The sequence below is a fragment of the Providencia sp. PROV076 genome (assembly GCF_028483405.1).
GTDB lineage: Bacteria > Pseudomonadota > Gammaproteobacteria > Enterobacterales > Enterobacteriaceae > Providencia > Providencia huaxiensis.
This window is the reverse complement of the sequence record NZ_JAMPRR010000008.1, coordinates 24,254-38,896: the sequence shown is the minus strand read 5'-3', so window position 1 is coordinate 38,896 and position 14,643 is coordinate 24,254. Positions and strand designations below refer to the sequence as shown.

14 protein-coding genes are annotated in these 14,643 nt (G+C 40.1%); 4 read left to right on the top strand and 10 right to left on the bottom strand.

What is annotated here, in order from left to right:
• Positions 1-178: 178 nt before the first annotated feature.
• The gene (locus PSF67_RS06655) at positions 179-1,246 is read left to right on the top strand and encodes an NAD(P)H-dependent flavin oxidoreductase (protein WP_206276280.1); all 1,068 of its coding nucleotides are present in this window, start codon (positions 179-181) and stop codon (positions 1,244-1,246) included.
• A gap of 40 nt (positions 1,247-1,286) precedes the next feature.
• On the opposite strand, the gene yhjD is transcribed toward PSF67_RS06655, so the two are convergent.
• Positions 1,287-2,279 carry an inner membrane protein YhjD gene (yhjD, locus tag PSF67_RS06650; RefSeq protein WP_272676669.1) on the bottom strand — a complete coding sequence of 331 codons (993 nt, stop codon included), beginning with the start codon at positions 2,277-2,279 and terminating at the stop codon, positions 1,287-1,289.
• A 204-nt stretch (positions 2,280-2,483) separates the two neighbouring features.
• Positions 2,484-2,888: a DUF1090 domain-containing protein gene (locus PSF67_RS06645; RefSeq protein ID WP_166266209.1), complete on the bottom strand. Its 405-nt coding sequence runs from the start codon at positions 2,886-2,888 to the stop codon at positions 2,484-2,486.
• 233 nt (positions 2,889-3,121) lie between these two features.
• Between PSF67_RS06645 and PSF67_RS06640 the strand changes: the two genes are divergently transcribed.
• Both PSF67_RS06640 and gorA read left to right on the top strand, forming a co-directional pair.
• The gene (locus PSF67_RS06640; RefSeq protein WP_102138875.1) at positions 3,122-3,964 is read left to right on the top strand and encodes a 23S rRNA (adenine(2030)-N(6))-methyltransferase RlmJ; all 843 of its coding nucleotides are present in this window, start codon (positions 3,122-3,124) and stop codon (positions 3,962-3,964) included.
• Between the two features lie 138 nt (positions 3,965-4,102).
• Complete coding sequence (gorA, locus tag PSF67_RS06635; protein WP_102138925.1) at positions 4,103-5,455, top strand: glutathione-disulfide reductase; 1,353 nt, start codon at positions 4,103-4,105, stop codon at positions 5,453-5,455.
• Between the two features lie 55 nt (positions 5,456-5,510).
• Here the strand turns inward: gorA and PSF67_RS06630 are convergent, their stop codons facing one another.
• The 8 genes from PSF67_RS06630 to mobA all read right to left on the bottom strand — a co-directional run bounded on the left by PSF67_RS06630 (position 5,511) and on the right by mobA (position 14,151).
• Entirely contained in the window at positions 5,511-6,110 is a 600-nt protein-coding gene (locus tag PSF67_RS06630; RefSeq protein WP_272676668.1) for a glutathione S-transferase family protein, read from the bottom strand.
• A 49-nt stretch (positions 6,111-6,159) separates the two neighbouring features.
• Positions 6,160-6,858 (bottom strand): helix-turn-helix transcriptional regulator, encoded by a 699-nt coding sequence (locus tag PSF67_RS06625; RefSeq protein WP_272676667.1) that lies wholly within the window; start codon positions 6,856-6,858, stop codon positions 6,160-6,162.
• 155 nt (positions 6,859-7,013) lie between these two features.
• Positions 7,014-8,318 carry a carbohydrate porin gene (locus PSF67_RS06620; RefSeq protein ID WP_102138878.1) on the bottom strand — a complete coding sequence of 435 codons (1,305 nt, stop codon included), beginning with the start codon at positions 8,316-8,318 and terminating at the stop codon, positions 7,014-7,016.
• A 142-nt stretch (positions 8,319-8,460) separates the two neighbouring features.
• On the bottom strand, positions 8,461-9,852 hold the full coding sequence (ascB, locus tag PSF67_RS06615) for a 6-phospho-beta-glucosidase (RefSeq protein ID WP_102138879.1): 1,392 nt from the start codon (positions 9,850-9,852) through the stop codon (positions 8,461-8,463).
• A 10-nt stretch (positions 9,853-9,862) separates the two neighbouring features.
• Positions 9,863-11,767 carry a PTS beta-glucoside transporter subunit IIABC gene (bglF, locus tag PSF67_RS06610; RefSeq protein WP_210848646.1) on the bottom strand — a complete coding sequence of 635 codons (1,905 nt, stop codon included), beginning with the start codon at positions 11,765-11,767 and terminating at the stop codon, positions 9,863-9,865.
• A 190-nt stretch (positions 11,768-11,957) separates the two neighbouring features.
• The gene (gene licT, locus PSF67_RS06605; protein ID WP_272676666.1) at positions 11,958-12,800 is read right to left on the bottom strand and encodes a BglG family transcription antiterminator LicT; all 843 of its coding nucleotides are present in this window, start codon (positions 12,798-12,800) and stop codon (positions 11,958-11,960) included.
• A gap of 224 nt (positions 12,801-13,024) precedes the next feature.
• Positions 13,025-13,561: a molybdopterin-guanine dinucleotide biosynthesis protein MobB gene (mobB, locus tag PSF67_RS06600; RefSeq protein ID WP_102138882.1), complete on the bottom strand. Its 537-nt coding sequence runs from the start codon at positions 13,559-13,561 to the stop codon at positions 13,025-13,027.
• Positions 13,558-14,151 carry a molybdenum cofactor guanylyltransferase MobA gene (gene mobA / locus PSF67_RS06595; protein WP_272676665.1) on the bottom strand — a complete coding sequence of 198 codons (594 nt, stop codon included), beginning with the start codon at positions 14,149-14,151 and terminating at the stop codon, positions 13,558-13,560. Before mobA ends, mobB begins: the two co-directional genes overlap by 4 nt.
• A 216-nt stretch (positions 14,152-14,367) precedes the next feature.
• Between mobA and PSF67_RS06590 the strand changes: the two genes are divergently transcribed.
• The gene (locus tag PSF67_RS06590) at positions 14,368-14,637 is read left to right on the top strand and encodes a YihD family protein (protein ID WP_004262581.1); all 270 of its coding nucleotides are present in this window, start codon (positions 14,368-14,370) and stop codon (positions 14,635-14,637) included.
• The last annotated feature ends 6 nt before the right edge of the window (positions 14,638-14,643 follow it).

The window sequence follows — 14,643 nt, the reverse complement described above, 5'->3', positions numbered from 1 at the left end:
ATACATGCCATCTTAATCATATTCATACGAACCAATGTACGCTTTACATGCGCTGAAAGTAGTAATATGGCATCCATACTATGGTAAGTGTTTTTTCTTTTTATATAAATTTGGTGCTATGTTTGTTCTCAATATAAGAACATAAAATGTACCCAGATATTGATGTAAAGGAAATAGCATGAACAACTCGAATACATTTCTACAACGGTTAGGCTTGCGTTATCCCATTATACAAGCTCCGATGGCAGGAGTTTCCACCCCAGCGCTAGCCGCTGCAGTTTCAGAGGCGGGCGGGCTTGGCTCACTAGGCCTAGGTGCAAATTCAGTGGAACAAGCTCGCCAATTGATTACTCAAACGCAAGCACTGACAAGTAAAGCATTCAATGTCAATTTATTCTGCCATTTACCTGCGAAACGTCATCCTGATAATGAGCTAGCATGGAGCCAGTATTTGGCGCCTTATTTTGCTCAATTTAATGAGACTCCACCTTCCTATCTCAATGAAATTTATGACACTTTTTTAGATAACTCAGAAATGTTATCTATGTTACTTGAAACAAAACCTGCAGTAGTGAGTTTTCATTTTAATATTCCATCCATCAAGGTAGTCCAGCAATTGAAACAACATGGTATTTATACCATGGCGACGGCAACGAACTTACAAGAAGCGCAACAAGTTGAATTGGCTGGAATTGATGCTGTTGTCGCACAAGGTATTGAAGCGGGAGGGCATCGAGGCATGTTTGATTTGCAGGCTTTAGATGAAGAACTGACCACTTATGAATTAGTGACGTTAATATCTCAACATATTGATTTACCAGTGATTGCAGCTGGTGGCATGATGGATGGGCAAGGTATTAATATGGCTTTAGACTGCGGTGCTGCTGCCGCTCAATTGGGCACTGCATTTTTGCTTTGCCCTGAATCTGCCGCGAATACAGGCTATCGGGCTAAGGTCAAGCAGCAAACAGCGGATCACACTCAACTAACGTCTGCAATTTCAGGGCGCCCAGCGAGAGGGATTATTAATCAATTTATTCGAGCAGGTAACGGCTATGAGACAAGTCAATTACCTGATTATCCATTGGTTTATGATATTGGTAAGCAGCTCAATGCAGCGGCAATAAAGTCAGGTAGTGATGAGTTTGCGGCGTATTGGGCGGGGCAGAATGTGGCGAAAGCTCGCGAGATGTCAGCGTCTTTATTGGTTAGAACGTTGGCCGAAGAAATGAAACGCTCGCTTTAAACGGTGGTAGGGCGGTTTGTCTTACCGCCCCAACAAGTTGTTATTTAATCATTTCGTTATCCAATGAACCTTTTGGTTCATCAGTCGCTATCCAAGCTGCACAAAATAAGGTTAAACGCGCAAAGAAGTAGAAGAATGCCATTAGCCCAAGCACTGAACCAAATGCGGCTCCAGAAGGCGATGAAGCAAGGTTAGGCAAAATCCAGGTCATGATGGATTTAATGATTTCAAACCCAATGGCAGCCAGTAATGTTCCTTTAAAGAGTGACTTACGGCGATGTTGCATGCGAGGTAGGATCCAAAAAATCCATAAAAATAACAGGAAATTAGCTGTAATTGATATTGTTAAGCCAATCAGTGTCCAAGCAGGTTTAAGCCATTCTATACCATCTAACCCAAGTGTACTGACAATCGTCGCTTGTGCAGAGCCAGCAACAGAGGTAAGCGTAATTGTCACAATTAAGGCAATAAGTAGGCCAATTAAAGCAAAGAAGTCGCGAATATAGCGGAAGATAATATTTTCATGTTCATCTTCATTGCGCTCCCACACAGGGCGTGATTGCGCCAAAATAGCTAAACGTAAGTTATTAACCCAATTAACCCCTGAGTATACCGCTAAAGCTAACCCTGTCAGCCCCACTGTCGTACGTTGACGTATTGCTGTATCTATTGTTCTTTCTAATGTATTTGCGAGCGTAGGGTCAGTAATATTTGCAGAAATTCCACGAACTAATTTTTCAAGTAATTCAGGATTACTGGCTAATACAAAACCGGCAGCGGCGAATGAAAACATTAAAACAGGAATTAAAGAGAGAAAGGAGAAATAGGTAATTGCAGCCCCAAACTGGTTCCCCATTCGGTCGTTAAAGCGTTGCACGGTACGAATGATATGAGTAATAAAAGGAATTGCACAAATAAAGTCCACAACTCGCATTGAGAAGGTCACTGCTTTTTTACTGCCATCAATGCTTCTATTCAGTGTCGCTTTCAGTTTATTGGTATCTTTTTGTTCTTCTTCCTGCGTATTCGACATTTAATCCCCTTTTCCCGCAACTAAAAATTGTCTGACTTTTCGACCTATTTAATGCCTATAAATGAATGATATGCATAATACTATAGCTTAAATTGGCCAGTAACTTCATCCCAATGACTATTTTAAGAGATGAATAGTCATTGGAACGTTTGTTTAAAGTCAAAGCAACTGGTTAATTAATCAGAGAAAAAGGGACGTTAGAAATTAAAGCGCATCTTTATAAACTTGCAGTTCAGCTTGGGCTTCTTTTAATTCAGCTTGAGCTTCTGCGAGTTTTCTTTCTCGTTTTTTAATTTTGTCGCTGTCATCACCTTTTAATTTTTCTTCCTGTAGCTCAGCCTCTCGCTCTTGCACTTTTTCTGTCTTTTCATCCACCGCTTTTTGGCTATCACGGTATAAAGATTCTGGTGTGCAATAACGATTCACATTATCTAGTGCTTCTTCTAATCCTCTAACTCGATGTTGATTTCCATGTTGTTTAGCGTAATTAATTTGCTCTTCAATGCGTTGTTTTTTTATTTCGCAGCCATTTTGTGTTTTTGCTGCCATTACTGATGCACTAGTAAAAAAAGCAATACAAATACTAGTTGTAAGGAGTAGTTTATTCATCATTTACCTCTGTTTGTTTTGGTATTTGTGTTTAGGATAGCGTTTTGTTTCTTTTCAGTCATGTGAATTTTAGCGTGACTATGGTTATGACATTTGTAGCCAAATTTAGCTATAATGGGGCGGAAGAATAAATCCGGTCTATTTTTTGTTCAAAAAGGCTATCTTTAAAGAATCTATTTAATAATAGTCATCCTAGTGGCTAATATTGAATTTCCTCAGGAAATAAACGTTACATGTTAAGTTATCGTCACAGCTTTCACGCAGGCAACCATGCTGATGTGTTAAAACACACAGTACAGAGCTTGATCATTGAATCTCTGAAAGAGAAAGAAAAACCGTTTCTGTATATAGATACGCACTCAGGTGCTGGCCGTTATCAATTAACGGGGGAGCATGCAGAAAAAACAGGTGAATATCTTGAAGGGATTGCGCGTATTTGGGAGCAACCTGATTTACCTGAGGAATTATTGCCGTACATGAATATTGTGCGCCAATTGAATGATAATGGGCGTTTACGTTATTACCCAGGTTCACCATTATTAGCAAAATATCTATTACGTGAACACGATAAACTGGTATTAACTGAATTACATTCGAGCGATTATCCATTATTGCGCACCGAATTTTCACGGGATAACCGCGCACAAGTTTTCAAGGAAGATGGATATCAACAACTGAAATCGAAATTACCCCCACAGAGCCGACGTGGCTTTGCACTGATGGATCCTCCTTATGAAATGAAGACGGATTATGAAGCGGTCGTGAAAGGGGTGGTAGAAGGCTATAAACGCTTCGCAACAGGAACTTATGCAATTTGGTATCCTGTTGTATTACGTCAACAAATTAAGCGTATGGTCAATCAATTAGAAGCAACGGGTATTCGTAGAATACTGCAAATTGAATTGGCGGTACGCCCTGATAGCGACCAACGTGGAATGACAGCGTCTGGTATGATAGTGATCAACCCACCTTGGAAACTTGAGCAGCAAATGAAGAATGTGCTGCCGTGGTTACATAAAACACTCGTCCCAGAAGGCACTGGACATACGTTAGTTGACTGGATTGTGCCAGAGTAACCTATATTTTTGATAGATAATGCCAATTAAATTAACAGGTGTTATCTATCGTAAAGCGCTATTTATGCCATGACAATCAATAGCATGATGCGAGAAAATGCATTCATAAATCATTCAATCAATGGGAATAACCAAATTATGAGCAAACATTACGACTATATCGCAATTGGTGGCGGAAGCGGTGGTATTGCGTCGATGAACCGTGCAGCAATGTATGGGCAAAAATGTGCCTTAATTGAGGCGAAAGCATTAGGTGGGACTTGTGTTAACGTGGGTTGCGTACCGAAAAAGGTGATGTGGCATGCGGCACAAATTTCTGAAGCTATTCGCAATTATGGCCCTGATTATGGTTTTGATGCGACAATTAATCGTTTTGACTGGAAAACATTGATTGATAGCCGTACTGCTTACATTGACCGCATTCACCAATCTTATGACCGTGTCTTAGGTAATAATAAAGTTGATGTTATCAATGGGTTTGCGCGTTTTATTGATGCGCATACTGTTGAAGTGAATGGTGAAACCTATACGGCCGACCATATTTTGATTGCGACAGGTGGTCGCCCGGTGATCCCTGCTATCCCAGGGGCGGAATACGGGATGACTTCTGACGGTTTCTTTGAACTTGAAGCCTTGCCAAAACGTGTTGCGGTTGTGGGAGCCGGTTATATTGCCGTTGAACTCGCAGGTGTATTAAATGGTTTAGGTGCAGAGGCGCATTTATTCGTGCGTAAACATGCCCCGTTACGTTCATTTGACCCACTTATTGTTGAAACATTAGTGGAAGTCATGAATACGGAAGGTCCAAAACTGCACACAGAATCAATTCCAAAAGAAGTCGTGAAAAATTCAGATGGTTCACTGACATTAAAATTGGAAAATGGCCAAGAACAAACAGTAGATGCATTAATTTGGGCAATTGGCCGTGAACCAATGACTGATAACCTGAATATTGAAGCCACAGGTGTCGCACTGAATGAAAAAGGCTATATCAAGGTTGATAAATACCAGAACACCAATGTACCGGGTGTCTACGCGGTGGGTGATAACACTGGAGCGGTTGAATTAACCCCAGTTGCGGTTGCGGCTGGCCGTCGTTTATCTGAGCGTTTATTTAATAATAAACCGGATGAGCACTTAGATTACAGTAATATTCCAACTGTGGTGTTTTCACACCCACCAATTGGCACTGTTGGTTTAACTGAACCAGAAGCGATTGAAAAATATGGCGCGGATAAAGTTAAATGTTATAAGTCATCTTTCACAGCAATGTACACCGCGGTTACTTCGCACCGTCAGCCTTGCCGCATGAAGCTAGTTTGTGTTGGCGACGATGAAAAAATCGTCGGTATCCATGGTATTGGTTTTGGTATGGATGAAATGTTACAAGGTTTCGCAGTTGCATTAAAAATGGGCGCAACCAAAAAAGACTTTGATAATACTGTTGCTATTCACCCAACAGCGGCAGAAGAATTTGTGACCATGCGTTAAGTCTTGGTTATTTAAATTAAAAGCTAAGTTCATTCGAACTTAGCTTTTTTTTGCATTATTTCGCCAACAGTTCTGTAATTGCGGGGATGGTCGCTAAGCTATCAAGGTATTTTTGCATCGCAGGGGTGGTTTCCATGACTTGGTATTTGACTAAAAACATCACAAATGCGCCAACATACACATCGACAGCAGTAAATTGTTCACCACAAATAAACGGTTTCGCGCTGTTTAAACCCACTTCTAAACAAGCCATTGTGCGTTCGACAGAACCAAAACCAGAAGACTTTTGTTGCTCTTCGTCTAATTGAATGCCTAAGTTATTGATGGTAAAGGCAGATTCAATTGGGCCAGCAGTAAATAAGAACCAACGGTAGTAATCTGCACGTTTAGGGTTATTCAAAGCTGGTGCTAAACCTTTTTCAATAAACTTATCGGCTAAATACAAACAAATTGCAGCGGTTTCAGTGACGACGGCATCACCATCAACAAGCGCAGGGACTTTTGCCATGGGATTAATTGCAAGATATTCAGCTGTGTGCATATCTGCACCATAGTCTAATTCAATACGTTTGTAAGGAACGTCTAAAATTTTTAAAAGTAGGTCGACAGTATTGCCACGTGACATTGAATTAGTAAACAGAACCAGTTCGCTCATGGTGATTTCCTTATATGAAGTTGAGTGCTTACTATAAGGGAGCGGAGTGTCAGAAATTGTCAGGAGAGACGCACAATACTTCTTTTTGCCAGCGCTCTAGTAGGTAACTTTTGGGATAAGGTAGTTTATCTGAAAGAGCATGATAAGACTGAATGCGATCTAAACGAAAATGGCGGTAACTTTCACGTAATTCACACCAAGCGGCCAACACTTGTGAATCTTTCATATAACCAATCGCAATTGGCCAAATAATACGTTCGCTAGGTTGGTTTTGGCCATCTAGGTAAGTCATTTGAGCTTTGCATTCTTCGCGCAAGCTTAAACGCAAATCTTTAGCTATTGTGTCATTAATGTCATAGAAATGAGTGGTTGGGGCAAATAAGGTATTTTGATTTAAGATTTTCTGTGAATGACCTGCCACCACCGCATTAATCTTACTTATCGCTCGTATTGCCGAGTTTTTGAGTTCTGTATCTGTGTTACTTTTTACCCAACGCAAACCTAATATTAAGGCTTCGAGCTCATTTTCATCAAAAGTTAAAGGCGGTAATAACAGACCTGTTTTTAATTGGTAGCCAATACCGGCTTCACCAATAATTTCCGCACCTTGGTCACGTAATGACTCTATATCCCGATAGATCGAACGCACGCTGACCTGCAGTTGTGATGAAAGTGCTTCTGCCGTAATAGGATAGCGATTCTCTTTGAGTATCTGCAATAATGTGAGTAGGCGCTGCGTGCGGGTCATGAAGTTGTCTGCTTAATATTATAGAGTGAGAAAAACAGCAAAGATAATTTGTCTATCTATAGTAAAAAAATAATAAGCAGAATGCTAATTTATTGGCGATAAAGGGAGTGGGGAGCTCCCTTTATCAATAGAGATAAAATAAACGGTAATATCATTTAAAACGTTAAAACAGTTTTCAGCCCCAAGACCCATGCATCTGATGTTTTTTTGACACCGCCCGGTTGATGCCAATATTGCATACTTGGTTGGAGTTCCAGCCAATGAACAGGCTTAAAGCGATAATAGAGTTCTGCATTTAATGCGTTTGAAGTAATAGGATGATATAGCGGGTCATTATAATCGGTGATCCCTAGCTGCTCATTTTGTATTTTTTGGTTTTTTGCAAAGTGGTCACTGAGCTCAATATAGGAAACACCGAGGCCAATCCAATCTTCAGGTCTGGCATCAAAAGCCCCGCGGTAGCGAAGGGAGCTTGAGACAACATAATTCATGAAATTACTGCGCTCATCATGGTAGCTGCCACTAATAGATAAACTTAAACCTCGATTTTCATCGTCTTGGTGGCGAGTTAATTGTTGGTTCATTCCGCCATAGGCAAACCATGTGTTGTTGTAGCTTTTATCTTTATATAGATCATGCTGTTTGGCATTGGTATATAATAATCCCAGGTTATAAGCACCAGGCAACCCATTGACGAAAGTACGGTTTTCAATTTCTAAAGGTAATAAAATGCCTTTACTGCCTTTGGTTGACCAACTCCATGCATGGCTTCTATCTGTCGCTTGAGGATTTTGCTCCATAACCCCTGTTTTGATGGTGATTCCGGGGGTGATTTTATAGCTAACAGTTGTTCCCCAAGTATGAATATTCCAGTTACTCCATGTCAGGGCGTTAGCTGATTTTCCACCACATTGGCTGAGTAATTGGAAATCACAAGGAATAATTTGGTCGAACTCTTGTACTTTGTTCATCATACCAATACGCCAGGTTAATCGGCGGTCATCAAAGCTACGAGCGAAAGTAAGCCATCCTAATCGTGTTATGGAACCGCCCCCATAGCTTTCTTGTGCAAGGTCGTTATTCGGTACCCGAGGGTCTTGCAGGCGTTTAACGGTCAGGTTGTCTTCATGGTTTCGATTGACAATATTTCCTTCAATACGGGCATCAGGAATACCTGTCCAACGTTCAAGGTCTTGCGTGAATGTAAAAGCAAATTGGTCGATATAAGCAGTATGTTTATCATTATTGTAGCCGCCCCCTGCATTATAGGCGACTTGGCTCAAGTAATTGCTGTGAAATGAAAAACCGTGGTCGGATAATATAGGACGTATACCTAACATATCGCCAAATATTCCTTTAGGAGCGGGCTCAAAGCCTAAAACAGTTCCATTCCATTGTTGCTCATTCGCGGTAGCAGGTAACGTTAAAAATAACAAAGAGAATAATAGTTTTTTATTCATGTCGGAAATAACCTATTAGCAATAGTTTGCCTTAACCCAATAGTAGATAATGGGTTTATGCAGTTGTATTTTTAATCTAAGGGCTCTCGAGATAAATAAATTATCCCGAGATGGTTTTTATTATATTGAGGTGTTTATTTTATTAGCGTAATAACTCTCCTTGGCTCTTAATAATACTTTGATACCAATAAAAGCTTTTTTTACGTTTTCTTTCGAGAGAGCCATTGCCTTGGTTGTCACGGTCAACATAAATAAAACCATAGCGTTTTGACATTTCAGCTTTGGATGCGCTAACAATATCGATTGGCCCCCAGCTGGTATAGCCCATAATGTCTACACCATCTTGGATGGCTTCGTGTATCTGAACCAAATGGTCGTTGATATATTGAATACGATAATCATCAATAATTTCTCCCTCAGGCGTTATTTCATCAATAGCGCCTAATCCATTTTCAACAATAAATAATGGTTTTTGGTATCTATCCCATAATAAATTTAAAAGTGTTCTAATCCCTTTGGGATCTATTTGCCATCCCCACTCTGAACTTTCTAAATGAGGATTTGGAACCATGCTGAGAATATTTCCGCGTTTTTTCTCATATTCATCTTTATCTGCAGTCACACAGCCCGTCATATAATAACTGAATGAGATAAAATCCACGGTATGCTGTAAATCACGCTTATCTTCTTCTGTTATCGTAATATTAATTTGCTGGTCTTTAAAATAACGCAGCATATAGCCTGGGTATTGCCCTCTACACTGTACATCACCAAAAAACAGCCATTTACGATTTTCCGTCAGGGTTTCCCACACATCATCAGGTTTACAGGTTAATGGATAAACAAGCCCCCCTAATAACATATTACCGATTTTGGCATCAGGAATAATGTCATGGCAGGCTTTCGTGACTCTTGCACTGGCAACGAGCTGGTGGTGAATTGCTTGGTAAACCGCTGAAGGAGAACTATTTTCAGGCAGGCCTACGCCAGTCATTGGTGCATGTAAAGACATATTGATTTCATTGAATGTCAGCCACAGTTTGACTTTATCTTTATAGCGCTCAAAGACTGTACGCGCATAACGTTCGAAAAATTCAATTGTTTTACGGTTTCCCCAACCGCCATATTGTGTCACTAGGTGGTAGGGCATTTCATAGTGGGATAAAGTAATAACAGGTTGAATGTTATATTTCGCCATTTCATCAAATAAACTATCATAAAAAGCGAGGCCTTCTTCATTAGCTGTTAATTCGTCACCAAGTGGAAATATACGGCTCCATGCAATAGAGGTGCGTAAGCAGGTAAAACCCATTTCAGCGAAAAGTGCGATGTCGGTTTTATATTGATGATAAAAATCGATGGCAATATCTTTAATAAAACTCTCATTTGGCGTTCTTTCAATTAATGAGCCAAATATGCCATGAGGCAGAACATCAGATGTGCTGAGTCCTTTACCCGCAGTTAAATAAGCACCTTCAGCTTGATTGGCTGCAATTGCGCCACCCCATAAAAATGAATTTGGAAATTTAACCATGCCTAGCTCCTTATTTGTGGTTGACGGTGATAAATTTTTGACCGCGTTGAATTGATTTATTGAGTTCAACAAACTCGATTGACGTATAATCATCACTGTTGCTAACAATGACAGGGGTTGTTAAGTCATATCCTGCCTTGAGAATTTTTTCTCGGTCAAATGTCAGCAATAAATCACCTGCTTTGAATGCATCACCTTGTTTAATTTGAGGTGAAAAATGAAGCCCATCTAGTTTTACGGTATCGATCCCCACATGAATGAGCAGTTCAATGCCGCTTTGACTTAACAGCCCTAATGCATGGCCAGTTTTAAATAATGAGCTCACTTCACCATCGAATGGCGCATAGACTTCCCCTGTACTTGGAATAATGGCGGCACCTTGCCCAAGTAAACCACTTGCAAAAGTTTCATCTGGGGTATCTTTTAATGGGATAGCTGCACCGCTCAGGGGGGCAAGAACTTCATTAGGTGCTTCATGAGGTGTAGAGGCAATATCCGCTTTAATGGGTGTTTCAGGAGATATTGCTTCTTTTTTAATACCAAAAAAACGGGTTGCGGTAGCAGCAAATAAGAAAGAGAGTGCTGTACCAATAATGGCTCCCCAAACGGTATTATCAATACCGTGTTCAGGGATGATCTGTGCAAAAGTGAAAATATTAACCAAGCCAAATGAGAATGTCAGTGTTTGGCTATAGCCGACAATTGCACCGCCAACACCACCGCCAATACAGCCAAAAATAAAAGGTCGGCGAAGAGGAAGGGTAACACCATAAACGGCAGGTTCCGTGATACCAAATAAGCCAGCCGTGACTGAAGAGCCCGCCATGATTTTCATTTTTGCATTTTTTGTGGCTAACAAAACACCTAAAGTGGCGCCAATTTGCCCTGCTACAGCGGGAAGTAGTAGAGGGAACAGCGCATCGTGGCCTAGGGCGCTTAAGTTATTAATACCAATTGGGACAATTCCCCAATGTAAGCCGAAAATAACGCATATTTGCCAAACTGCACCCATGAAGGCACCAGCGATAACAGGGGCAAAGTTATAAATAGCTTGGAAGCTTTCCGCAATTAACATGCTTACCCATGTTGCTAAAGGCCCAACAACAAGGAAAGTAAGCGGGACAATAATGAGTAAGCACAGGAAAGGCGTAATGAAATTCTTCATTGTTGAAGGTAAAACTTGGTTTAGTCGCTTCTCAAGCAGGCAGCTTAACCAAGCAGCGAAAATGATCGGAATAACAGAAGCCGCATAATTAATAAAAGTGACTGGGATACCTAAAAAATATTCAGGTGGAGTGCCAGCAATGAGGCTTTGTTGAAAAGCACTCATCATCATTGGGTGAATGAGTGCCCCACCAATCGTCATCGTAACAAATGGGCTTCCACCAAATTTTTTTCCTGCGGTATAGCCGAGCACGAGTGGGAAAAAATAGAATAAAGCGTCACTTGCCGCAAACCAGATTTGATAAGTACCACTGCTTGAGGATAACCAACCTAATGCTTCTGATAATGATAGCAACCCTTTTAAAATACCCGAAGCGGCCATAATGCCTAAAATAGGGGTAAAGATGCTAGAAACGATATCGATAAAGTAACTAAATAGGTTCTCTTTATCTTTTTTTACTGCGTTTTCATCTGTTTTTGGGCGCTGATTGATTGAATTTGGCGTTGTATCGAGTAATTGGTTAACGGCTTGGAAAACTTCGTTAACGTGATTGCCTATTACAACTTGAAACTGACCACCACTTTCGACCACGGTAATAATCTCAGGGCTTTGCTTTAATTGCTCTGCATTGGATTTTTGGCTTTCTTTTAGTTTAAAGCGTAGGCGTGTTGCGCAATGTATTAAATCAACAACGTTGTCTTTTCCTCCAACGTTTTCGATAATTTGTTCCGCTAAGGCTTGGTATTTCATAATTAATTCCTTTATTACCTCAATAATGAAAGCCACATTACTATTGATAAATAAGCAAAAAAAAACCTGACTTACCACCAATACGAATAAGATTAGTGGTATAAATCAGGTTTTGCCTGCCGGAAGGCAGTAACAATCCATCTGGTTTTTATTAGTTTGTATTAATAAATAGTTTTAGGCTTACTTCCTGTCATTTATGTGACGATTTTTCTTTCCTAATACGCTCTATATGAATGGTGATATACATTCGTTCTTCATCTGTTAAGTCGCGTTGATATTTCTTGGCTAAAAAAGTACTGACTTTTTCGGCACATTTCCAAGAAATTGAATAATTTTCTTTGATGACAAGATGCATTGCAATATCGTCATTAGGAACAGGTTCATTGCTCATCATTCGATGGGTGAAAAATTTCAAGTGAGTCACAAACCGCTGGTAACTTAGCGTGTCCTCGTGATATTCAATTTGTAGGTGATATTTTACGATATTCATGATTTCATTCATGATTTCCATCGTTTCCATGACAATTGGCATTTCACCCGTCAATTGTGCATTAACGAAATGTAACGCGATAAACCCAGCTTCATCGATGGGTAATTCAATCTCTAAATCTTGCTTAATTAAGGCCAGTGACGCTAATCCCAACTGGTACTCTTTGGGATAAAGTCGCTGAATTTCCCATAACATGGTATTAGTGATAGCGAGGCCTTTTTGTTGCCTTTCAATTGCATAATTACAGTGATCAGTTAAAACGATATATAAGCTTTCATGTAGGCTGCCAAGTTTACTTTTCGCATTTTCAATTATCTTGTCACAGACTTTCATGACAGAAATCGGTATTTGGCTCAACAATTCACTTAATCGGTTTGTTAATTCATGGCTACGTAACTCAAAGATTTTTTCTATTTTTTTAGGATCGATAAAGTCATTAACCTTCATTTGAAAGGCGAGTCCACGCCCCATGATGACAATTTCTTGCTGTTGTTCATTTAGGGCAACGACCACATTGTTGTTTAAAATTTTTGCGATCTGCATTTTGTTTCCCCTGAAACGAAAAAAACCTGATAGCACAATGACAATTCATTGACTAATCAGGTTTTGCCTGCGTAATAAGTGCAGTAACAATCCAATAACTTAATTTTCAAATACTGTAATTAAACTTTTTGGGTTATTCAAACAGCAAAGTATGAAAATGTGAACTCACACGCTCAATTCAGCCAATCTCTTTTTTGCATGGCTAATGACGGTATCGTGCTTATTTAATTGTTTTTTGCTGCCAAGACACTTTTTTGCCACCAAGACACAATGTAATCAGCAATTTGCTCTGGGCTATTGATATCTAACTGCGGCACGTGAGTATCAATGATTTCATTACTGGCAACAGCAACCACATAGTCATCTATTAAGCCGTTTAACGGTTTACCCACCTCAGAACGGAACAAGGCAATTTTGTCGATCGTCTCATGTTTGAATCCTTCAACGAGGATCAGATCTAATGAAGCGGGATCGAAACGGCTGGCTAAATAGCGTAGATCCATGTCATTCGCGTCGGGGGTTTCAGTCATCAGTGCCCAGCGTTTTTCACTGGCAACAAGCGTTTGGTCAGCGCCAGCTTTGCGTAATTCAAAGCTGTCTTTGCCTGGTTTATCCACTTCCATGTCATGGTGAGTGTGTTTAATTAAACCAACGCGTACGTTACGCTGCTTGAGCAGAGGAATAACTTTTTTTAATAGGGTTGTTTTTCCTGTGCCGCTGTAAGCGGTAATTCCAAGTAGGGGTAGAGTATTTTGCTTCATGATTCTTTTTGTTGTAGCTCCCAGTTACGGCTATCTTCCAGTGTATTAAGATTCGCAAATGAACCAGACTCAGGTGAGAAAATAACGCCTTTTGCATTAACTTCATGCATAAATAGCATTAATTTACGGTCACCTCTTGCAAGGTAATCATCGAGTTGAGTTTTTAGTGAACGGTGTAATAAAGCAAATGTAGGGTGTTCTCGTTCTGCATCACAAGCGTAGCAGGCTAAATGTTTTTCTTTCTCATTAAACATTTTCTCCACTAAATTGAGAGGAAAAGCGGGAACATCGCAAGGCACAAACAGTAACCAGTCAGTTGTCGCGTGGTGCAAAGCAGATTGCATTCCTGCTAATGGGCCAGAAAAATGGTTATTTAAGTCAGAAATAACGGTCAATTGGCTTTCGCTGTAACGTGCCTGATTACGGTTTGCATTGATGAGTACTTCGCCAACTTGGGGTTGTAAGCGTGCTAAAATATGTTGATAGAGCGGTTTTCCCGATAAAAGTACCAACCCTTTATCTTGCCCCCCCATTCGAGTGCCTCGGCCACCAGCGAGTATCACACCGGTTATTGAGTGACGAAATGACATGTTCAATATCCCTGAATATCTTCAAGAAAATGTTTCAACATTCGTATAAAACACTTTCGAGTATAGTAATTACTAAAATTTATTCTATTTTGCTATAAAATCAATGAATATTCGTGCGTATTGCCGTTAAACTTTACGTAGATTGACAACAGTTCGCTTTTTCTCTTGTATGATTATTGGTAACTTGTATCAAATATTCGTGATAAAGGAATAAACATGAAATGCCATCGCTTAAATGAAGTTATTGAGCTTCTGCATCCTGTCTGGAAAGATAATTCAGATTTAAACTTGGTAGAATTATTGCAAAAATTGGCTGATGAAGCCGGCTTTAAAGGTAGTTTATCTGAGTTAACAGACGATGTGCTGATTTATCATTTAAAAATGCGTGGCTCGGACAGCAATGAAGCGATCCCGGGTTTAAAAAAAGATTATGAAGATGACTTTAAAACCGCTATTTTGCGTGCCCGTGGCATCATTAAAGACTAAAGCGCG

What these genes read in the sequence shown, in the direction of transcription:
- gorA (WP_102138925.1), top strand. Translation starts at nt 4,103, where the DNA reads ATGAGCAAACATTACGACTATATCGCAATTGGTGGCGGAAGCGGTGGT.
- mobA (WP_272676665.1), bottom strand. Translation starts at nt 14,151, where the DNA reads ATGTCATTTCGTCACTCAATAACCGGTGTGATACTCGCTGGTGGCCGA.
- yhjD (WP_272676669.1), bottom strand. Translation starts at nt 2,279, where the DNA reads ATGTCGAATACGCAGGAAGAAGAACAAAAAGATACCAATAAACTGAAA.
- licT (WP_272676666.1), bottom strand. Translation starts at nt 12,800, where the DNA reads ATGCAGATCGCAAAAATTTTAAACAACAATGTGGTCGTTGCCCTAAAT.
- ascB (WP_102138879.1), bottom strand. Translation starts at nt 9,852, where the DNA reads ATGGTTAAATTTCCAAATTCATTTTTATGGGGTGGCGCAATTGCAGCC.
- PSF67_RS06655 (WP_206276280.1), top strand. Translation starts at nt 179, where the DNA reads ATGAACAACTCGAATACATTTCTACAACGGTTAGGCTTGCGTTATCCC.
- PSF67_RS06630 (WP_272676668.1), bottom strand. Translation starts at nt 6,110, where the DNA reads ATGAGCGAACTGGTTCTGTTTACTAATTCAATGTCACGTGGCAATACT.
- PSF67_RS06625 (WP_272676667.1), bottom strand. Translation starts at nt 6,858, where the DNA reads ATGACCCGCACGCAGCGCCTACTCACATTATTGCAGATACTCAAAGAG.
- PSF67_RS06645 (WP_166266209.1), bottom strand. Translation starts at nt 2,888, where the DNA reads ATGAATAAACTACTCCTTACAACTAGTATTTGTATTGCTTTTTTTACT.
- mobB (WP_102138882.1), bottom strand. Translation starts at nt 13,561, where the DNA reads ATGAAGCAAAATACTCTACCCCTACTTGGAATTACCGCTTACAGCGGC.
- PSF67_RS06620 (WP_102138878.1), bottom strand. Translation starts at nt 8,318, where the DNA reads ATGAATAAAAAACTATTATTCTCTTTGTTATTTTTAACGTTACCTGCT.
- PSF67_RS06640 (WP_102138875.1), top strand. Translation starts at nt 3,122, where the DNA reads ATGTTAAGTTATCGTCACAGCTTTCACGCAGGCAACCATGCTGATGTG.
- PSF67_RS06590 (WP_004262581.1), top strand. Translation starts at nt 14,368, where the DNA reads ATGAAATGCCATCGCTTAAATGAAGTTATTGAGCTTCTGCATCCTGTC.
- bglF (WP_210848646.1), bottom strand. Translation starts at nt 11,767, where the DNA reads ATGAAATACCAAGCCTTAGCGGAACAAATTATCGAAAACGTTGGAGGA.